The 21,482-nt window shown below is 33.4% G+C and carries 12 protein-coding genes; 4 read left to right on the top strand and 8 right to left on the bottom strand.

Going from position 1 to position 21,482, the window contains the following annotated elements; genetic code table 11:
- Window positions 1-61 precede the first annotated feature (61 nt).
- Window positions 62-652, top strand: coding sequence for an RNA polymerase sigma-70 factor (locus Q0739_RS09780; RefSeq protein WP_298238542.1), 591 nt, complete (start codon window positions 62-64; stop codon window positions 650-652).
- A gap of 9 nt (window positions 653-661) precedes the next feature.
- Here the strand turns inward: Q0739_RS09780 and Q0739_RS09775 are convergent, their stop codons facing one another.
- The 6 genes from Q0739_RS09775 to Q0739_RS09750 form a co-directional block, all read right to left on the bottom strand.
- Window positions 662-1,957, bottom strand: a complete 1,296-nt coding sequence (locus Q0739_RS09775) for an ADP-ribosylglycohydrolase family protein (protein ID WP_298238541.1) — start codon at window positions 1,955-1,957, stop codon at window positions 662-664.
- Complete coding sequence (locus tag Q0739_RS09770) at window positions 1,954-2,925, bottom strand: phosphotransferase (RefSeq protein WP_298238540.1); 972 nt, start codon at window positions 2,923-2,925, stop codon at window positions 1,954-1,956. The genes Q0739_RS09775 and Q0739_RS09770 overlap by 4 nt, the downstream gene beginning before the upstream one ends.
- A gap of 560 nt (window positions 2,926-3,485) precedes the next feature.
- A complete protein-coding gene (locus tag Q0739_RS09765; protein ID WP_298238539.1) occupies window positions 3,486-4,667 on the bottom strand; it encodes an aldose epimerase family protein in 1,182 nt (393 codons plus the stop codon).
- 189 nt (window positions 4,668-4,856) lie between these two features.
- Window positions 4,857-5,831: a LamG-like jellyroll fold domain-containing protein gene (locus tag Q0739_RS09760; RefSeq protein WP_298238538.1), complete on the bottom strand. Its 975-nt coding sequence runs from the start codon at window positions 5,829-5,831 to the stop codon at window positions 4,857-4,859.
- Between the two features lie 181 nt (window positions 5,832-6,012).
- On the bottom strand, window positions 6,013-7,620 hold the full coding sequence (locus tag Q0739_RS09755) for a RagB/SusD family nutrient uptake outer membrane protein (RefSeq protein WP_298238537.1): 1,608 nt from the start codon (window positions 7,618-7,620) through the stop codon (window positions 6,013-6,015).
- Window positions 7,621-7,631: 11 nt separating this feature from the next.
- Window positions 7,632-10,790 carry a TonB-dependent receptor gene (locus tag Q0739_RS09750; protein WP_298238536.1) on the bottom strand — a complete coding sequence of 1,053 codons (3,159 nt, stop codon included), beginning with the start codon at window positions 10,788-10,790 and terminating at the stop codon, window positions 7,632-7,634.
- A 152-nt stretch (window positions 10,791-10,942) separates the two neighbouring features.
- Here Q0739_RS09750 and Q0739_RS09745 point away from each other — a divergent pair, with 152 nt between their 5' ends.
- Genes Q0739_RS09745 through Q0739_RS09735 form a run of 3 tightly spaced genes read left to right on the top strand, consistent with a single transcriptional unit; the run spans window position 10,943 to window position 18,430 of the window.
- Window positions 10,943-14,956, top strand: coding sequence for a hybrid sensor histidine kinase/response regulator transcription factor (locus tag Q0739_RS09745; protein ID WP_298238535.1), 4,014 nt, complete (start codon window positions 10,943-10,945; stop codon window positions 14,954-14,956).
- Between the two features lie 4 nt (window positions 14,957-14,960).
- Window positions 14,961-16,994 carry a cellulase family glycosylhydrolase gene (locus Q0739_RS09740; protein WP_298238534.1) on the top strand — a complete coding sequence of 678 codons (2,034 nt, stop codon included), beginning with the start codon at window positions 14,961-14,963 and terminating at the stop codon, window positions 16,992-16,994.
- Between the two features lie 8 nt (window positions 16,995-17,002).
- The gene (locus Q0739_RS09735; RefSeq protein ID WP_298238533.1) at window positions 17,003-18,430 is read left to right on the top strand and encodes a sulfatase-like hydrolase/transferase; all 1,428 of its coding nucleotides are present in this window, start codon (window positions 17,003-17,005) and stop codon (window positions 18,428-18,430) included.
- 35 nt (window positions 18,431-18,465) lie between these two features.
- On the opposite strand, the gene Q0739_RS09730 is transcribed toward Q0739_RS09735, so the two are convergent.
- Together Q0739_RS09730 and Q0739_RS09725 are read right to left on the bottom strand one after the other, a co-directional pair.
- Complete coding sequence (locus Q0739_RS09730) at window positions 18,466-19,992, bottom strand: sulfatase (RefSeq protein ID WP_298238532.1); 1,527 nt, start codon at window positions 19,990-19,992, stop codon at window positions 18,466-18,468.
- Between the two features lie 31 nt (window positions 19,993-20,023).
- The gene (locus Q0739_RS09725; protein WP_298238531.1) at window positions 20,024-21,481 is read right to left on the bottom strand and encodes a sulfatase; all 1,458 of its coding nucleotides are present in this window, start codon (window positions 21,479-21,481) and stop codon (window positions 20,024-20,026) included.
- Between the last annotated feature and the right edge of the window lies 1 nt (window position 21,482).

Below are 21,482 nucleotides of genomic sequence, written 5' to 3'. Positions count from 1 at the left end.
TTAATAAAAATTCAATTTTTTTTTTTCACCTTTGTTTCATCCAAAGAATTAATCCAAAATTTTGAAGCTACCTTTAGACGATTCGGTTTTAGCTAAAAACATAAAAAAGGGCGATAGGAAGTCATTCAAGGCATTATTTAAACGCTATTATAAAATGCTTCTAGATTATGCTATGACCTTTACTGGCGACATGCAAGAAGCTGAAGATATTGTGCAACAAACTTTTATAATTCTATGGACCAATAGACAAAAAATAAATGCTGAAAAATCTCTTAAAAGCTATTTATACAGTATTACACGCAACACTTACATAGATACTTACAGAAAACAAAAACGTAGAGAATCTTTTTTTGACGAGATTAAGGAACGTGCTTTAAACAGTAGAATAAATGACGATTCTGAAATTATCGAGCAGCGCATATTAAAGTTAAAATCTGTTATTGAATTACTTCCTGAACGCTGTAAAGAGGTTTTACAAATGAATAAAATTGAAGGGCTTAAATACCGAGAAATTGCTGATCAATTAAAAATTTCTATAAAAACGGTAGAATCGCAAATGCGTATTGCTTATCAAAAAATACGGGAAGCATTTAAGGATGATGATTTGTTTTTGGTTTTTATAACTAAAACCGATTTTTGTATTATAAATTGAATTCGTTATTTAGTTATAACTCACACTAGCCATTTCCTTTGCCAATGCTTCCAAATCAATGCCCATATATACTTTACTTACTTTAACAACTTCTTCTTTTAAATCTTTAGGCAAATTTGAATACCCCGTTTTTGCGCCTAAAATCATGCCTGCAATTGCTGCAACGGTATCATTATCACGTCCATAATTAATTATGAATTGCATGGTTTTTGTAAAATCGCCTGCTCCAAATTGTAAAGATGTTATTAGGATTTGCCATATTTCACCTGTGTGAAAAGCAATTGCTTTTTCATCTTCTTCTAAAGATTGGTAAATTAGTTCTTGAAACACCCAATCATTTTCAGTGCCTTTAAAACCTTTTGGCATGCTGGGTATAAGTGAATCTATAACTTCTAAAGAGCCTGTGGAAAGCGATTGTTTTACATTCAATACATTTTTAACGGATGCATCTGTTATTGAATAGGTAATTCTACCTATTAACCTGCTATTCTGATAATCGTGTGGATCTACAAAAGCAACGGTATTTATGATAGAATCTATATTTTGAGTTCGCATTGCAGTATGGGTTATTGCTGCTACCAATGCTGATATGTCTTTAGCATATCCTAAATCGAAAAGCGTGTGCTCATAACCCAAATGATATGCTGCTTCAGGGGTATTTGCCAACAAACCAAACATAGGGGTATAGAGTTGCCCCGCACAAGACATTTCTCCACCATAAAACCTGTTTTGCGCTTTTTGATAGGTTTCAAAACCTTTTTGATAAGCTATTGCAACACGCGCCCATTCTTTAATCCAATCTAATTTTTCAACTTCATTATCTAATGCATCTGGATTTTTTTGAGTTTCCTTAGAACTTATATTCTTCACCAAATGCTCGTAATACTCTGAAATAAATTTGGCAAAATTAGTAGCATTTAATTCTGATTTATAAGTCGAAAAATATTTCACCATAAGGTATTTCCAACGGGTATCATCGGTGGTTGCTCCTGCCATCAGATTGTGTGCCCAAGTCCCTTCGGGTGATTGATTACGAATTGCGGGTGTTAATCCATTAATGTAACCATATTTAAGTTGAATATCATATCTGTGCCACATTTCTGTGGACGCCCCCATGGCATCTCCTATAGCAGACCCTACCAAGGCTCCTAAAATTTTATCATAACGTTCAGCATCCGATAACTTTAGGGTATCACTAAAATACCCCACTTTTAGTGGCGATTTCAAATTAATTATTGATTCCTTTTTTTTGCAAGCAATAATTAGCATCAAAATACAAACTATTAGTACGAATTGCTTTTTCATAGCATTATCATTTTATATGCTTTTTTCAAAAGCTTCGTTTTTTCTTCAATGGTACGTTCTAAGGGTAATTGCGCAAGACCTATTAATCGACGCATTATCTCGATACCAGCCACTTGAGTCATTAATTTCTCATCTATTTCACCTTCATATTTCGATTGTATTTTTTTCAAATACTTCTTTTTTGAAGTGGCTAAAATTAAGTGAGCTGCCATAACACCCAAATCGAATTCTGCAAAACCTACAAAGCCGAATTCTGGGTCAATGATATATAGATTATCATCTGATTTCATCCAACTACCAGGGTAATAATCACCATGCAAAAGGGTGTCTCCTACCTCTAGATATTTTTCTCCTATATTATGAATTATCGCCTTTAAAGCTTCATCTTTTTTATAAGGTTCGGCTATTTTTTGAAGTCCGTTTTGAACAGTATCCAAAGAGAACCCATTGTCTTTCATAAATGGCAACACAAAAATATGCTGATGATTGAGTTGACGCATCTCCATATTATCAGGAAAACTCTTAGGTATTACTGCTCTATGGATAAGAGCTGCAATAGAAATGAGTTTCTCTAATTCTTTTTCTGAGATGGCTGTTTTTTGATAGATAGTAACCATGTCTTCACAAGTGCCTAAATCTTCTAAAAGCAGGATATGTTTGACTTCATCAAAATGTAAAATTTTAGGTGTGTGGGCATTTAAAGCTGTATTTTGAATAGCTCTGTAGAATTCATTTTCAACAGCAATGCGATCTATAGGCGCCTCAATTTGCTGGTATTTTTCAACATAGGGACGCGATTGTTTTAATATGAAGGACTGCCTGTTTGTTTTAATACGTAACACCACATTCATATTACCCTCACCCGGTTTTTCAATAGTTATCACCCCTTCATCTAATTGAAGCAAACCCTTTTCTTTTAGATAGGTTTCTACCTCAGATAATGATGATGTTAAATCAAAATACTGCAAATTATTCTATTTATAAGTTATTTCTACGCTTGCGAATGAACATGATTATAAGTGAAACCCTTTTATGAATATTCAACGCATTTCGACTTTTTCTATTTCCTCTTAAAATATACTAGCCTATCTGTTGTGCATTTTACTGAAATTTTATCAATTCGAATAAATTTCACAATTAAAATGAGTTCTCGATACGATTATTTTATCAAATAATCACTCGAACTGACATCTCGAAAGATATTTTAACTCAAAGCACATAACGGGTTATTGCTATAACATCAAAGTTAAGTATCTTTAAGTTAAATCTTATTAATTTGGACTCAATAAATGTTATAGCCTAAAATCTATTTAAAAACAAAACTATTTGTATCCAGAAAGATCTTGTCTTGATTTTGGATGTATAGAATTTAGCAAAATAGACCTACAAAGTTTTTAAAACCTTTCTGGATAAAACAACTAAGGACTCAACAAAAAACCGCTGAAGCAAGCTTCAACGGTTTCATCTAAATTTTATTCTTAAATGTAGGCTGTTTTTTAAGACAACTCACATATTTTCAAATTTTGATTTATTTAGAAAATCTATATTCAGACACTGTATGATATGTTTCTCCAGGGTTTAAACGTATAGAAGGAAATTCAGGTTGGTTTGGTGCATCTGGATAATGTTGCGTCTCCAAACAAAAGGCTGTTCTATAATCATCTTTACTACCTCCTTTAAACGTATTGTTACTTTTCATAAAGTTTCCACAGTAAAATTGAAGTCCTGGTTCTTGGGTATAAACCTCTAAAATAATACCCGATAGGTCTCCAATAGCTGTTGCGGCATGTATCATGTTTTCTCCTCCTTGTTCTCTTAATACATAATTGTGGTCGTAGCCAGCACCAAAGGTTAACTGTTCATTTTCAACACCAATTCGCTCTCCAATGGTATGTGGTGTTGTAAAATCAAAAGGTGTGCCTGCAACAGGTCTTAGTTCTCCAGTTGGTATAAGCCCCTCATCAACTGGTGTAAAAGCATCAGCATTAAATTGAACTTTGTGATTTAAAATAGTACCACTACCCTCTCCATTCAAATTAAAAAAGGCATGATTGGTTAAATTCACCACCGTTGGTTTATCTGTGGTGGCTTCATATTCCATATTCACAGTATTTGCATCTGTTAAAGTGTATGTTACTTTAACATTTAAATTCCCCGGAAACCCTTCTTCCATATCTGGAGAATTATAGGTTAACACCAATGTATAAGGATTTGTTTGTTCTGCATCCCAAACTACATCTTGATATCCTTTATAACCGCCATGTAAAGCATTTTCTCCATTATTTGTTGGTACGCTATACTCCACACCATCAATTGAAAACTTACCTTTTGCAATACGGTTGCCTACTCTACCAATGGTTGCTCCAAAATACGGCTCAGAAGAAGTTACAAAATCTTTGATATTACCCATACCCACAACAACATCGGTCATTTTTCCATCTTTATCTGGCGTCCAAAGCCCTACAAAACGTCCGCCATAGTTTGTAATGGCCAATTCTAAATCTTTATTTTTAAGCCAGTATAATTTTATGGTTTTGTTGTTTATAACAGTATCAAAATCTTTAGAATTCAATACCTTGCTTCCTGCAATATTGCTTTCTACAGCATCAGTATTTTTAACCGCATTCTCTTCTTTTTGCTTTTGCTTACATGATACAATTGACAAGCTTGCTATGGTTAAAATGGTAAAAAAAGTTTTATTAATCTTCATGGTTTATTTAGTTTATGCTAAAATTAAAATTTAATACGCTCATTAATATATTGTTTTATTTCAACTTTTACTCAAAATCATTCAATTTAAAGTTTTCTTATGATAAAAAGTTCTTTTAATAAAAAAAACAGGCAGCATTTATTTATGCTCTACCTGTTTTTTAAAACTACTAAATTTATTTTAATAAGATTAGTTGACTACAAACTTTTTAGTCGAAACTTTATCTTCAGAGCTTAAGCGTAAAATATAAATGCCTGTACTTAATTGCTTCACATCAATTTGATTATTACTAGCATTTTTAATGTCTATTAATTTTTGCCCAGTAATACTGTATATTTCTGATGAGTTAACTTTTGATGGTGTTTGGTATGTTAAAATATCGTTATTAACAAATACCTTAACTGAACTGTCGTTTTTCACACTTGAAACACTTAATGCACCATCTAAAGAGGCCTGTACACCATTTGTCATAATCTGTGTTATTTGGGCATCGGATAAAACCTCTGATGTGATTAGTAAATCATCTATTTCTCCATTTACAACATTGCTATCCGCATTATTTGAACCTACAGTTATTATACCGCTTCCTGTTTTATCATAAGGATCATTAAGTGGGTTAGTTGCTATTTGTGTACCATCTAAAAACAATTTACGTTTTGCTTCTCCTTCAACATCTAATCTAATAACAATATGATGCCAAGTATTAGCTGTAACCGCTGGGTTATTTTCAACTAGTGAAGCACTACCATTACCAAATGAAGAGAATTTAGCACTACCGTATCTAAAATGAACTCTAGAGTTTGTTCCATCCCCAGCAAACTGATGAAGAAAATCATTATTAGAAGTTGGTAAAGCAGGAACCTTTATCCAAAAAGCAATAGTGTGAGAATTTGAATTCTCAAATGTTCCATTACTCGCAGATGTAGAAGTATAGGCAGAACCTCCTGCACCAGGAAACGCTACAGATTTACCAAACTTACCTGACACATTATAAGTTACATCAGTAGCCGCTCCATCTCTAATACTAAAAGCAAAATTACCTGCACTGTCAACAAAATCATCTTCAAAATCTAGATACATTAACACATCACTCGCCGATATTGTTTGTGCATTTAATTGGACAGCAAAAAAAGCCAATCCTAAAATAAGTAAAGTTTTTTTCATAATTTTTAATTATTATTTAGTTATAATTTATTAAAATTAAGATACTAGACCAATTATTAATGGTAAAATATCATACTTATAGGGTAATTATGTTTAACTTATAAGAATTACACCGAAACTAATTGTAACCAACACTTTTTTCTTTAGACATTTACTTAAGTTACATATTACCCTTAAAATATTAATAGCCAGGGTTGTTCTGCCCAAAATTATTGTTACTAATATTCATTTCTATAGCTGGTATTGGAAATAACACATGAAAATCTTGTATGTTTTCTGGTGAAACTACTTTTAGGTTATCACTAAAACCGTTATTCTTAGTAACAAAATCTGGCCTGACCACATTCTTTACAGTACTTACCAGTCTTCCCCAACGTACCAAATCGAATCTACGATGTCCTTCATAACACAATTCCCATGCTCGCTCCCAAAAAATAGCTTCTCTAAATGCATCTTGAGGGTCGGTTAAGTTTATACCAGCATCTTCAGCTTGCCAATCAGGATACAAACTTGAAAAATTAGAACCATCAAAAGCTGTTAAATTTACTCTAGATCTAACTCTATTAAGGTTTGCATAAGCGTTAGCTGGTCCATTTACTTCATTTTCAGCTTCTGCAGCCATAAGCAACACATCATCAAAACGCAAAATTGGTATATTTAAGGGTGCCTGAAACCCAACAAACTCACCATTAATATCAAAACTATCAGGCTCTAATCTAAACTTAGCAATGGTAAATGTTTCTACCTTTTTACTTGTTTTAAATGTACCATTTGTTTTATAGCTAGAATCTGTTGCATTTCTTCGTTGTCTGATAATATCTTCATTGGCATAACTTTCATAAAAACTAGGCATAACTTTTGGTTGTTTAAATCCTGCGTTATCAATAGCATTTACTACTCCAGCGTTATTTCCTGCATAACCACCCCATTTACCCCAACGATTACCTTCTAACTCACCTGCTATGGTTTGTGCATCAAAAATGATTTCTTTATTATTTTCCTTAGTTTCCCTAAAAACTTCTTCATATTGATCTAATAAACCATAAGGGTAAGTACCTCCATCAGCCAATGCTATAAATTCGTTAGCTTCTTGTAAAGCAAGGTTATAATATTCTACTCCTTTATTAAGTGGTTGTCCTGCCATGGTTAAATATACTTTTACCAACAAACCATGGGCTGCACCAGAGGTAATTCTTCCAGCTGATTCTGCCGTAATGGGTAAATTACTTTTCGCAAATTGTAAATCTGCTACAATTTGAGTATAAATATCTTCTACTGGCGCGCGCGTATATATTTTTGATAAGTTTTTTGCTGGTTCAGTCTCTAAAGGTATTTCTCCAAACATACGCACCAAATGAAAATAGTACAAAGCCCTAAGACCTCGAGCTTCTGCTACAAAAGCATTTTTAACAGTTTCTGAGAAGTTGACACCTTCTAATTGGTCTATATAAAAGTTAGCTCTTGCAATTCCTCTATAAGACGACCTCCAAGTCTCCAAAAGCTCCCCATAAGTATCTGATATTTCGTACCTATCCAAAGCTTCAAAATCTAGATTCGCACTTTCAGTTGTAAATGTATCTGTACCCAGCTCACCTAGAATACCTAGGTTAAATCCGTACATAAAATTATCATTTAACACTTCATAGAGCCCAATTGCTCCAAGCTCTAATTCTTTTTCTGTTTTAAATTCAGAAATTTCACTTTTTGGATCTTCTTCTAAAAAATCATCACAAGAAACGATTATTGAAAAAGCAAAAAGAACAACATATATCTTATTAAATATTTTCATTTTTTAATGTTTTAAAAGGTTAAGTTAACGCCCCAAATGATGTTTTTGTTTTTTGGATAAGATCCAAAATCCACACCTCTCACTAGACCACTATTTCTAGTAGTATTAACATCTGGATCGTATCCAGAATAGTCTGTTAATAACCATAAATTATTAGCACTTATATAGAATCGTAGTTTTGTAATATTCAATTTTTCAGCAACTGGCACGGTATAGCCTAAAGTTACATTTTGTAATCGTAAATAGGAAGCATCTTCTACAAAAGCATCAAAAGGTGTAGGAATATCGTTTGAGCCAATTGCTGGAAGCCTTCCTTCATTTATTAGATTCCCTGTTTCATCAAATTTGGTTGCATCGGTTAACACTGTGCTTAATTTGTTTCTATTCCCTAATTGATTTTCTAGATTAGCATTGTTAGCATTATATAACTCTTGACCCACAGAAAATTCGAAAAAGAAACTAAAATCTAAATTCCCTATATTGAAGTTATTGGTAATACCTCCAAAAAAATCAGGTTGACTAGAGCCTATTATTGTGCGGTCATTTTCATCTATAACACCATCTGGCGTACCTTCTGGCCCACTAATATCTTTTAACCTCCAACTACCAATACTATGGCTTGTGTACGTTGGCGCATTATCTAATTCGTCTTGACTTAAAATAATACCATCTGTTTTAAAACCGTAAAACTCCCCTATTTCCCCTCCTTCTCTGTAAGCAATAATATTAGTAAAAGCGTCATCTCCAAAACCTGCAAAGAATTCTGATATTTCTCCTAATGATACAATTTTGTTTTCAGTGAAAGAGATATTAAAATTAGTATTCCAACTAAACTTCTCTTTTTGAATATTTGTAGTGTTTACACTAAACTCGATACCTTTATTTTCTATCTCTCCAATATTTTGAAATGGGCTACTATCTGTCAAACCAATAACTGATGAAACAGGTACTGCTAATAGCGCATCTTTAGTTTTCTTATTAAAAGCATCAATTGATATACCCACACGGTTATTAAATAAACTCATATCAATACCTACGTTGTTTTGATACACAGTTTCCCATTTAAGATCTTCGTTTGCCAATTGACTAAAAACTAATCCTGTTTGAATACCTCCTCCAAAACTATAAGTAACATCATCCAATAATGCCAACGATGAATAGGCTGGTATCGCTTGATTTCCTGTAGAACCAATAGAATATCTCAACTTTAAATTATTAACAATGTTTGATTTTTTAAGAAAGTTTTCTCTGTGTACATTCCATGCAACCGATCCTGACGGAAAAAACGCGTATTTATTAGCCGATGGAAACTTTGAAGAGCCATCAATACGACCCGTTAAGGTTAAAAAATATTTTTTCTTGTAGTTGTAATTAATTCTGGACAGATATGAATTTAAAGATTGCTCTATGTAATTACTTCTTGGAGGTATTAAATCTGTACCAAGACCTATATTAAACACACCCGTATTATCAATTTCAAACCCTTGATTAGCAACCCTTAAAATTTTACGTGTACCCTTTTCAAGAGTATAACCAACCATAGCTTTGAAGCTATGTTTATCTTTTTCAAGCTTATAACGCAATAAGTTTTCAAATATAAATCGAGTAGCATCTGTTTTATTTATTTGCGCAAAGCCATTAAGCCTTCTTCCTGCTGAAGTAGTTTCTCTTGGAAAATACTGTTCCTGTGAATTAAAACTTATATTACCTCCAATACGTGCCTGTACTTCGAGGTTTTTTGCAATATCATAATATGCTGTTACATTACCAGTAAGTCGTGTCTGTACATTATCATTTTTTGCTTCAGTAGCAAAAAGAAACGGGTTTGTAAAAAACTCGTCTTCATCATCATCTTCATCAAAAAACACATCATTAATAGTATTTTCATCCCCTAATGGACTCGCATAAAATACTTTATTAACAGTTCCTACAAATGCATTTGCTGGACCACCAGAAGCGTAAACCGCACCATTTCTAATGCTTTGAGAAAAATTGACATTAGCGTCCATTCTAAATTTTTCGGTATTAACATTTATATTAGCTAACCCCGAATATCGTTTAAATTCACTCCCTACTATAATACCTTCTTGGTCCATATACCCTAAACTTGTATAAAACCGCACCGTTTCATTACCGCCACTAAAACCAAATTTATGATTTTGCATATAGGCTTCTCTATACACTACGTCCTGCCAGTCTATACCTAAACCATTACTATCAAAAGGATTATCTCCTATATAGTTCCTATTATCTTCATTGGTAAATACACCATCATTTGGATCTTTTAAAAACCGATACTCATAGTACTCTGGAGCATCTAAAAGATCTAATTTATTGGACAACGTTGAAATTCCGAAAGCACCATCATAATCAACCTTTAGCTTTCCAGATTTACCCTTTTTTGTAGTTATTATAACAACACCATTAGCACCACGCGATCCATAAATTGCTGTTGCAGAGGCATCTTTTAATACTTCAATAGACGCAATATCTCCAGGATTTAATCCTGAAAGTGGATCTGCAGGTAATGTATTATACCCTATGGGGTCATTATCTGGATCAGATACAACATTTTCTTTAAGTATAGGCACACCATCTATTACATATAAAGGGTCATTGCTTCCATTAATACTGGTTGTTCCTCTAACATTAATATTTAAACCACCTCCCGGAGTTCCTTCATTACTAATAACTCTAACGCCACTTAGCCTACCTTGTAAAGCTGACTCTATAGAGGTTCCTGTAGATCGAATTATTTCATCGCTCTTTACGCTACTAACAGCCTCGGTAAGCTCAGATTTTTTTGATGTTCCGTAACCAATTACCACAACCTCATCTAATGATTCGGTGCTTTCCTTCATCACAATATTAATAGTATTCCTATCTCCCACAATAATGGTTTGCGTTTCAAACCCTAAGTAACTCACTTCAAATACTGCATCAGTAGGCACATTGCTTATAGAATAATTACCATCAAAATCGGATAGCGCACCTTTATTAGTATTAGCAATAAGTATGTTAACTCCCGCTAGAGGCAAACCATCTTCTTGAGATGTTATATTACCAGTTACAGTAAGATTTTGGGCAAAAGAGGCATTTGAAAAACTTAATGCCATGGCTAGAAATAAAAACAAACTATTTCTTAGCGGTCGATTTTTTTTGAAAACCATAATTATTTTCCTGTATTTAGTTTAGAATTGATTTAGTTATTGAGCTAAAATAATTTAATAATCAAATTACAATCTCTATTTTTGTCCAAAGTATCTGTAATTTTGTTTAATGATTACATATTACGGATTTTTATATGCATAAAAGTAATAATATGAAAATTTTACAATTGATAATTTTAATTCTCCTCAGTACAATAGGGTTTTCTCAGGATATAGAATTCAACAAAATTACTTCTGAAAACGGGTTAAGTCATAACACAGTTTACGACATTACCCAAGACAATAACACCTATATGTGGTTTGCTACAAGAGAAGGGTTGAACCGTTTTGATGGGTATCATATTAAAACCTATTACCAACGTAAAAAAGGAGACACAATTGGTTTACCAAGCAATGTTATTACTCAAATTGAATTTAGCAATAACGACCTTTTTATTGGTACTGATAGTGGTTTAGCTAAATACATAAAAAAACTAGACAACTTTAAGGCTATTAAAATAAATGGTTATTCTTTAGGAAGAATCAATCATTTTTATAAAGATACAGACAGCACTTTATACATATCTTCAAAAAATGGCGTGTTTAAGATGAACACTCAAGAGCATCTAGAACATTTGGTAAAACGAAAAATAGCTAAAAGTTGCCTACCTTATAAAAACAATGCATTGTTATTAGCCACAGCTAGAGGTATTATTTTACTAGACTCATTAGGAACATCTGTAAAAAATTATGTCTTCGAAAAAGATGATGCTTCAAATTCTTTTTTAAAAACCTTAAACGTAAATATTCTGTATAAAGATAATGACAATACCATTTGGGCAGGTACTTCTAAAGGGCTTTATTATTTGGATTCTAAGCAAGATGTTTTCAAATATTTTAACCCAAAAATCAACTTAGAAAGGTCAAATGTAAGAAGCATCAACAGCACTAAAAACCACGAACTTTTAATTGGTACTGAAGACGGTTTGTACATTATCGATAGCTTTAAAAAAACAAAAAAGCACTTCAAACAATCATTTAATAACTCAAAAAACAGTTTATCCGATAAATCTATCCATGCTATCCATATAACTCCCGATGGTTTTTTATGGATTGGCACTTATTTTGGAGGTGTGAATTTTACTAATTTACACCCAAAACCTTTTGAAAAAATACTCCCTGATGATTACAAAAACTCCTTATCAGGAAAAGCCATTTCTCAAATCATAGAGGACAACCAAGGTAATCTTTGGGTAGCTACCGAAGATAGAGGCGTATCTATATACCATCCCAAAACAAATACATTTAGTTACTTAAATAAAACACTTGGAAAGCTAAGTAGCACCAACATACATTCATTACTACAAGACACTGATGGTCAGTTTTGGATAGGCACTTTTCAGGGTGGACTCAACAGGTACAACCCCAAAACAGGAAAAAATGAAGTATTCACAAAAGGAAAAAAGCATCATATTAGCAATAATAACGTATATGCCTTATTTAAAGATTCCTCAGGAAAATTATGGGCTGGAACACACTTGGGTTTAAATGTTTTTGATTACAGCAGAAACACATTTGACTTATTCCATAAAAGTGAACTGAGTAGAAAATTTGTGTACGATATTTTAGAAGACACCCAAAAGAGGTTATGGTTTTGTACTATAACATCAGGAATCTTTGTTTACAATCCAGCAAACGACACCTTAATAAACTACACCATCGAAACTACTTTTGGAGGCATGAATAACAATAAAATTATTGATGGACACTTAGATAGCAATGGCAATATTTGGTTTGGAACTTTAGAAGGCGGGCTACTTAAATGGAATAAGACGACCGATAAATTTAAAAACTGGACCAGCAAAGATGGATTACCTAACGAAACAGTTTACAGTATTGTAGAAGACAATAACGGTAATATTTGGTGTTCTACCAATAAAGGGCTTTCTAAATTAGACATAACCAACAACAACTTCACAAATTTTACCACAAGTGATGGATTAGTAGCCAATCAATTCAACTTTAAATCATCATTTAAAGACAAAAACGGAGGTATTTATTTTGGTTCTGTTAAAGGATTAACACATTTTCATCCTGACAATATAAAGCCCAAAACTGGACAATCTCCTTTAATCATATCTAGCTTCAAATTGTTTAATTCAGAAATTATTCCTAGCCAGTCAAGTTCGGCTACCCTCTCAAAACAAATCAACCAAACATCCCACATCACCTTGAAACACAATCAAAATGTCATTACTTTTGATTACAATACCATTAATTACAACACCTTAGACAAAAACAACTACGCCTATTTTTTAGAGGGATTTGAAACCAACTATAATAACGTGGGGCACAAAACTAGTGCCACATATACCAATATAGGCTCAGGCGATTATGTTTTTAGGGTTAAAAATTTAGATGATGGTGCAGAACGTGCTATATCTTTAACCATTTTACCACCCTTTTGGCAAACCAAAACCGCCTATTTGTTATATACACTCTTAATTATATTGTCCGTATTTATGTATTCTAGATTTTTACGTTTTATACACCAACAAAAACACAAGGTAGAAATAGCCAATTTAGAAAAAGCCAATATTGAAGAAATAAACAGAAACAAAATAGATTTTTTTACATACATTTCCCACGAGTTCAAAACCCCACTTACGCTTATTATAGCCTCTGTTGAAGAATTTGTTAAGTACAGAAATTACAACCAAGAAACTGCCAAAGAGCTGTTTAGTATTAAAAAAAGTGCTAACAAACTGCACCATTTGGTGTCTCAATTGATGCACTTCAGAAAAATAGAAACCCATCATGCCGATATTGAATTTAGACGCGGTGACATCATCCTGTTTATAAAAGAAACTTTTGAAGCTTTTAATCCATTATTTGAAAAGAAAAACATCCATCATAAATTTCAATCAAACATCAAAGAATACTTGTGTTATTTTGATGCTGAAAAAATAGAAATGATAATTACCAACCTAATTTCTAATGCTATTAAAAACACACCAAACGGAGGAACCATAGGATTTGAAAGCCAAATTGAATCGAAATTAGATAGTAAAAAAAGAAGCACCATTACATTTATTTTAACTGACACAGGTGTTGGTATGTCTCAAGAAAAAGCTAGCAAAATATTCATGCCTTTTTATAATGAAGCCAAGGAAAAAAGTTCTGAAAATAGTGGTATTGGTTTAGCATTAGTAAAAAGTTTGGTTAATTTTTTAGAAGGCCAAATTTCTGTAACATCCAAAGAAGATGAAGGCAGCCAGTTTACCTTAAAACTACCATTGGTTTTAAAAATGAATGATAAAAGTGTTAAAACTATAGACGGTAATAAAACCCTATCATTTAAACCCAACTTGATATTAGAAACGGAAGATAATCATATTGAACCCTCTATTAGCAAAACCACAAATCCAAATATGCTTATTGTAGAAGATAATAAAGAGCTCATGAGTTTTTTAAGCTCGCATTTTAGTTCAAAATTTAATGTTACCAAAGCAATAAATGGTCTTGATGCCCTAGAAAAGATAAACAGAAGATATCCAGACATTATCATATCAGACATAAAAATGCCAAAAATGAATGGCTTAGAACTGTGTAAACAACTAAAATCTAGTGCTGAATTCAAACACATTCCATTATTACTTTTAACGGCTAATAGTAAGGAGTTGTATAAAGTACAAAGTTTAAAACTAGGTGCCAATGCCTATTTAGAAAAACCCTTTAACTTAAACGAGCTCGATTTAATTATACGAAACTTAATACGAGCGAGAAAGAATTTTGAGGAACGCTTTTTGAGTATCTATAAAAATGAAGAGATTATTATACCTGAAAACAACCATGACAAAGAATTTATGCGTAAGCTTAGCGAAATTGTAAAAGATAATTTTATGAATGCTTCTTTTTCTATAGAAAAACTTTCTAAAGAAATGGGGATTAGTAGAGCGTTGTTGCATTTAAAAATTAAAAAAATAGCAAAAACCAACGCTTCTGAGTTTTTAAAACGCATACGTTTACAAGAAGCATCTGTTTTACTAAAAAGCGGTAAATCAGTTTCAGAAGTAAGCTATATGGTGGGGTATAGTGACCCTAATTATTTTAGTAAAGTCTTTAAAAAAGAGTTTAATATATCACCCAGTAATTATATTGAAGAATCTAAATCTGTTGAAAAATAGCCTTATGAAAAACATCACTTTTTACATCATTATTTTATTGATTTTCGCCACTTCTTGCGCACAAAAAACGGTTACCCCTGTAGTCAATAATAACGCAACACCAAATGCGGTTGCCACCATAAATGTTGATGTGTCTCAACCTGCTTATTACCCCTTATTAAAAGGAAAAGCCAGCCTTTTTCAAGAAGGTGTACCAAAAATAAAAGGATTAAAAAAGTTAGGTGTAAAAAAAGCGATGAAACCGCTTTCAGATTTAAAAATCAGAAGTTTTCGAGCCTTAGTCAATCAAAATGGAGATATCATTTCTAAAAATGAAATCCAAAAAAATAAAGATAACATAAATTATATCAACGAGTTACACAAAAACAACACTTTACCAATACTAACTTTATATCAAACCCCTTTGGTTTTCAGAAATGATAAAACAAATAAATTTCCAGAATCAAAAAGAGAAATTCCTAACAACATCAAAGCGTACAGCAAAAGTATTGGTAAATACGTAAAATTGCATAAAAATATGCATCCATTACTTTGGGAAGTATGGAACGAACCCCAAAATAACAAGTTTTTAAACACCAATAATGGCAACCAAATAGAAACATATAATACGATTTACGAGCATGTTGCACCAAGTATTAGATTAGCAGACCCAGACGCTTTAATTGTTGGACCTGCTATGGCAAATTCAGAAAAGTATATCCAAGAATTCAGCAGTGAGTTTATTCAAAATGTAAAGACAAAAAACTTACCTCTTGATTATTTTTCCATCCATTCTTATGGAAGGTTTAGTAATGTGAAACGCAATAAAAAACAGCCTAACAAGCAAAGACCTGCAGACAGAGTAAAGTGGATTGTTGAAACTACGAGACGTAATCTGAGTGATGATTTTCAAACGGTACCTCTTGTTTTTACTGAATATGAGCATTATGCTACAGGAAAGGAGGTGGGAAAATCAGATTCGTTTCATTATAATAGAGAAGAAACTACAGGAGCTGTTAAGTTTTTATCAGACCTCAACTATTTTATAGAACAGACTGACATACCCTTTGTAACTTGGAATCGCTACCTCCACCACGAACACATGATTTATGGCGGTTTAATTGACACTAAATTAAAAAAGCGTCCTATTTATCATGCCTTTTATTTGTACGGAAAAATGCCTACCGAAAGAAAATCGCTGGTCATAAAAAACAAACCGAATGGACTCCATGGTTTTGCTTCATCAGATGAACACGGTACTGGAGTGTTGCTATGGAATGATACCAATAAAAAGAAAAGTACACCCATTACACTTTCTTTAGAAGGACTGAGCCTAAAACAAGGTGATTTGTATTTGTACAGAATTGATGCCAATCATTCCAGTTATCAAGAAAAATCATCCACAGATGCTTTGGTAAAAGAGAAACTAACGGCAACATCAACTATTTTAGAATTAGACATTCCAAGTCCAGGAATTTTGTATTTGGAGTTTAAACCAAAAACTGAGCAGACAGACTTAACAACGCCTTTTAATGCGGATTACATTCGTTCTTGGCAATGGACAGGTCGCACAGAAGAAGGCGATATTTCAGGGGATTATGGCGATTTTGATTGGCGTACTTGGACAGCAAGAATGGGCATAAAAGAAGATTTAGGAAAAGGGCTTTGTGGAGTTACCTTAGACAATGTTCCTAATACTATTCAAGTAAAATACAATGCTTACAACTTAGATATTCAAAAAACCAAAGACGCCCTATTAGGAATGAAAATTGATTATATGATTGACGGAAAATCAATTAAATCTATAATCTTACATAATGGCACTTTTAATAAAAATCGTGCTACAGCATTTCCTTGGGGTGATAAAAACCCAATAGCAGACGAGTCTATTAATATGGGTTCAAAAATAGGCAACAATCAACTTTGGTCTTTACCAATCAATACCTATGCGCCATTAAAATGGCAATCTAACAAAACAAGAAGAGTTATGCTATCATTTTGTATGCAAGACACAGGAAAAGAATCTCAAGCAGTAGTAAAACTTTTTGCTGATAAATAATAACAACTATGAACCTCTGGAACGCCATTAAACATTTTATATTTATTTTTTTCATCAGTGCAAGTGCATATGCTCAGCAAGCGAAACCACCTAATATTGTTGTCATTTTTATTGATGATATGGGTTGGGGAGATTTATCTTGCTACGGAAATAACGACGCAAAAACACCTCATATAGATGCCTTAGCTTCTCAAGGCATTTGTTTTGACCAATTTTATGTAAACTCGCCTATTTGTTCGCCATCACGAGTCGCTTTAACTACTGGGAATTACCCGCAAAGACATCGAATAACTTCGTTTTTAAACAATAAGAAAAGCAACAAAAAACGAGGTATGTCAGATTGGTTAGACCCCAATGTTTCGACCATAGCGAGTGAATTAAAAAAATTAGGATATGCGACAGGACACTTTGGAAAATGGCACATGGGCGGTCAACGAGACGTAACAGAAGCACCAGAAATTACTACCTATGGCTTTGATAAGTCTTTAACAAACTTTGAAGGTTTGGGGCCAAAATTACTCCCTTTAACGCAACACCCAGATTCTCAAAATCCTGATAAAATTATTGATGGTAAACTTTGGGAAAGCGCAGAAATTTTAGGAGGTCCAATAACTTGGATGCAACGTTCTAAAATTACAGGAGGCTTTACAAATGCCGCCATCGATTTTATCAAAACTTCTGAAAAATCCGAAACGCCATTTTTTGTTAACATCTGGCCCGACGATATTCATAGGCCTTGGTTTTCATCCATTAAAAACTGGAATAAAAGAGCAAACAGATACAATACCGTTTTAGAAGAAATGGATTTACAATTCAAACCCCTATTTGACTATATTCAGAATTCATCATATTTAAAAGGCAATACCATTATTTTAATAGCTTCAGATAATGGTTGTCCTGCTGAAAAAGAAAATGGCCTAGGAGGCTCTACAGGAGGCCTCAAAGGCGGAAAAGCAATGCTTTATGAGGGCGGTGTGCGTTCTCCATTAATTGTTTGGGCACCAACATTAATAGATGAAACAAAACAAGGAACCCGAAACACAAAAACAGTGTTTTCGGCTATCGACATTAAACCTTCACTACTTGCTTTGGCAAATGCTTTTGCTGGTAAAAAATGGCAACAAAACAGCATTGACGGACAAGATTTTAGTAAGGTATTATTAGGTAAATCAAACTCAAAAAATTGTAAACCAATTTATTTTAGCAGACCACCTGACAGAAAATCATATCAAGGTCATAGCAACCTACCTGATTTAGCTATTAGAGATAAAGCATGGAAATTTTACTGCGATTATGATGGCACAAACCCACAATTATACAACCTAAAAAAGGATGTAGGCGAAAATAATAATGTCGCGAAAAAACACCCTAGTAAGGTAAAAACATATACTGAACAGTTACAGAAATGGTATCAAAAAATAAGTCCAGTTAATTAATTAACTGGACTTATTTTTATCAATAATATTTTATATTATTTATTATTTTTTTTCTTACCAAACTTAGGCTTAGGCTTTGGGTATTGCGCCAAAATACTGCTTAGTTTTTCTATTATCTCAGGATTTTGTTCAGCGATGTTAACCGTTTCTAAATCACCATCTGTATAATCATAAAGCTCATATACAGGTTCTTTTCCTTTCTTTGTCCACTCTACCATTCGGTATTGGTTTGTTCTAATCGCTCTACCAATCCCTAATTGTTTTTTAGGATAATAGTGATACGCGTAATCTCTAACACGTGCTTCAGAATCTTTTAGCACCGGTACTAAACTAACACCATCAATAGGCTGTACTACATTTTCTTTAGGTTGGGGCAATCCTGCTAATTCACAAAGCGTTGGAAAAACATCAACAGTTTCAGCAAATTGTTGGGTTGATGAATTTGGTTTTGTAACCCCTTCTGCAACAACAACAATTGGTATGTGGGTTGCAATTTCATAATTGACATGTTTGGTCCAAATGCCTAATTCGCCTAAATGAAAACCATGATCTCCCCAAAGTACAATAATGGTGTTTTTGGTTAAATCTAAACGATCCAGTTCATCAATTACCTTACCTATTTGAGCATCAACATAACTGGTAGAAGCATAATAACCATGTACTAATTTTCTTTTGTATTCCTCGGTATGCAACAATGCTTCGGTTGTTGGTTTGTAATTCCCAATTTCACTTAAAATATTCTTACCTGCACCTTCTGGGGCGCCTTTAGGCATTTGGTTAATATTGGTAACAGGAAGCATATTCGGGTCGTACATATCCCAATACTTTTTTGGCGCACAAAAAGGCAAATGTGGTCTGGCATAACCAGATGCTATGAAAAAAGGCGTTCCTCTTTCTTTTGCTTCTCTTAATCTTTTAATCGTTTCATTCGCTACTCTACCATCGGCATAGGCTTCATCTTCAACCTCAGGAGCTTCATAAGCAGCTCCCTTAGGTAATTTAGCGCCATTATCATCTAATATTGCTTTATTTTGAAAATAAGCTTCTTCTATAGTAAGCTGTCCGCCATCTGTACTTTCAGGCAACACATATTCAACCACTTTATCTTTAAAATGTGGCACACTAAACGATTGATCATCCCCAGGATTTCCATGACCGATATGAAATATTTTCCCTAAAGATTCGGTTCTATAACCATGCTTCGCAAAATATTGAGGCATAGTTACTGCATTAGGAATCTTTTCTCTTAACTTATTTCCTAAACTATACAGTCCTGTATTGGTACCATGAGACCCTAACATAAGTGTGAAACGAGAAGGCGCACAAACGGCTTGATTTGCATAAGCATTGTCAAAACGCATTCCTTTTTTTGTTAACTTATCTAAGTTTGGGGTTAAGGCATGTTTATCTCCAAAAGCATTGATAGCAGGTTTTAAATCATCTACCATAATAAGCAGAACATTAGGTTTTGCATTTGGTGTATCAACTTGAGCCTTACAGCCCAACAAAGGCAACACCATACATAACATTAAAAGATAATTTTTCATAATTGTATAATTCATTTTTAAACCTTTTACAAAGGCTATTCTACTATTAATTCTTCTTTTTAACACCTCGCTTTTCACCTTTCTTTTTTTTACCTTTTGGTTTCGCATTTTGTCCTGAAGGTTCGGCATTGGTTGTTGGAATATGCTTTTTTAATGCCGCCTTAATGGAAGCATACTTAGCATCGTTAGCCAGATTATTAAACTCATCAGGATCATTATTTAAGTCATACAACTCTTCACTTTCATCACGGTATTTGATGTACCTGAATTGATTATCTCTAACCGCATGATTCCCCTTTAAATAAGTAGTCACCACGGGCTGAGACCATTTTTTATCTGGACATTTAATTAGAGGCGCAATACTTTTTCCATCCAACTGATTTTCTGGCACACCTTTTAACTTAAACAAATCGACCATGGTAGGATAAAGGTCTAACAAACTTACAGTCTTATCACTTGTTTCTCCTTGATGCTTTAATTTAGATGTTTTTATTTTTAACAATGTTCGGGTAGTTTGTTCCCAAAGTGCTTGTTTACCAACGTGTGTTTTTTCTCCAACATTAAAACCATGATCTGACCATATAATAACGGTTGTGTTTTCGGCATATTTGCTATCTTCTAAAGCATCTAAAACTCTACCCAAATTCCAATCTACAAACGATATGCATGCCAGATAAGACCGAATCAATTCTTCCCATTTCCCTGAGGCTACCAATTTATCAAAATCTAAACCGTGTGATCTTATTTTTTCAGCAATTGCTGGGATATCGTCCCAATCATCAGCTTTCATGTTTGGACGAATGATATCATCCAAATTATACATATCGAAAAAACGCTCAGGAGCAGTCCATGGATTATGAGGTCTTACAAAACCACAAACCATAAAGAAAGGCTTATCATAATCTGTATTTAACCGTTCAATCGTTTCGTTTGCCGTTCGAGTATCTTGCCACTCTTCATCAGGCAAATCCATAGCTTCAAAATTGGTATTTCCATCTTTTTTTCTAAGAATATCTACAGGAATCCCTGGATTTACAGGGTAAGGTGCAAAGTTTTCATGTTTTATATATTCATCAAACCAAATATCCAGCATCGCTTTTTTAGGCGTAGTATGTCCGTGCCATAATTTACCAGACCACAATGTTGTATAGCCATTTTGTTTGAAAGCCATTGGCATGGGCAAACTATTATTTACTGGCGCACTGGTTTCCCAAGCATCTTTATTATTGTAGACACCACTTCTATTTGGTGCTACACCACTAAGTACAGCTGCCCGAGATGGGTTACATATGGGGGCTGGACAATAGGCTTGAGAAAAGTTTAATGATTCTGATGTAAACTTATCTAAATTAGGCGTGATTACCTTATTAAACTTTGGCGCAAGCGGATAGTCATTTAAATCGTCTATAACTATCATTAGCACATTTTCTTTTTTTTGAGCCTGTACTTTGAGCGCAAATAATGTCACTATTAAAAAAAGTAAGAAGGGTTTTATTTTAATCATT

The organism is uncultured Algibacter sp. (assembly GCF_947487605.1).
Lineage (GTDB): Bacteria > Bacteroidota > Bacteroidia > Flavobacteriales > Flavobacteriaceae > Algibacter_D.
The sequence above is the reverse complement of the archived record's forward strand: the minus strand, read 5'-3'. Positions and strand labels throughout refer to the sequence as shown.

Bases quoted from the DNA above. Each gene is read 5' to 3' on its own strand.
- Q0739_RS09735 (WP_298238533.1), top strand. From the start codon at position 17,003: ATGAACCTCTGGAACGCCATTAAACATTTTATATTTATTTTTTTCATC.
- Q0739_RS09725 (WP_298238531.1), bottom strand. From the start codon at position 21,481: ATGATTAAAATAAAACCCTTCTTACTTTTTTTAATAGTGACATTATTT.
- Q0739_RS09740 (WP_298238534.1), top strand. From the start codon at position 14,961: ATGAAAAACATCACTTTTTACATCATTATTTTATTGATTTTCGCCACT.
- Q0739_RS09745 (WP_298238535.1), top strand. From the start codon at position 10,943: ATGAAAATTTTACAATTGATAATTTTAATTCTCCTCAGTACAATAGGG.
- Q0739_RS09755 (WP_298238537.1), bottom strand. From the start codon at position 7,620: ATGAAAATATTTAATAAGATATATGTTGTTCTTTTTGCTTTTTCAATA.
- Q0739_RS09730 (WP_298238532.1), bottom strand. From the start codon at position 19,992: ATGAATTATACAATTATGAAAAATTATCTTTTAATGTTATGTATGGTG.
- Q0739_RS09750 (WP_298238536.1), bottom strand. From the start codon at position 10,790: ATGGTTTTCAAAAAAAATCGACCGCTAAGAAATAGTTTGTTTTTATTT.
- Q0739_RS09775 (WP_298238541.1), bottom strand. From the start codon at position 1,957: ATGAAAAAGCAATTCGTACTAATAGTTTGTATTTTGATGCTAATTATT.
- Q0739_RS09760 (WP_298238538.1), bottom strand. From the start codon at position 5,831: ATGAAAAAAACTTTACTTATTTTAGGATTGGCTTTTTTTGCTGTCCAA.
- Q0739_RS09765 (WP_298238539.1), bottom strand. From the start codon at position 4,667: ATGAAGATTAATAAAACTTTTTTTACCATTTTAACCATAGCAAGCTTG.